The organism is Rhizobium ecuadorense (genome assembly GCF_001187535.1).
GTDB classification, from domain to species: Bacteria; Pseudomonadota; Alphaproteobacteria; order Rhizobiales; family Rhizobiaceae; genus Rhizobium; species Rhizobium ecuadorense.
In genome coordinates this window covers 1-296 of the sequence record NZ_LFIO01000789.1, presented here as the reverse complement: position 1 = coordinate 296, position 296 = coordinate 1, and the positions used below count along the sequence as shown (strand labels likewise).

The following is a 296-nucleotide window of genomic DNA, read 5'->3' as shown; positions in this document are numbered from 1 at the left end:
ATGTGTCGAGCTTGCGAAGGATCTCGTTGATCTTGGCGGTCAGCGCAGGCTGATCCTTGGCCATGCCGATGCCGATCGGCTGATACAGCATCGGCTCCTCGATCATCCGCATTGGCTTGCCCTTGCTCTTCGATTCATTGACGAACTTGGTCGTCGTCATGGTGTTGGCCACCATGCCGCGGGCCTTGCCCTGTTGGACGGCGAGATAGGGAGAGGCGGTATCCTGGAAGGTCAGCGGATCGGATTTGTTGAGCTTGATCGACATCTCAGACGTCGAACCCTTGGTCGAAGCGATG

General features: G+C 57.4%; 1 protein-coding gene. It reads right to left on the bottom strand.

Annotated elements, in window-relative coordinates; translation table 11 throughout:
• Positions 1-296, bottom strand: a 296-nt coding sequence (locus tag AF337_RS13950) for a type 2 periplasmic-binding domain-containing protein (RefSeq protein WP_152971072.1), incomplete at both ends; no start/stop codon positions are given.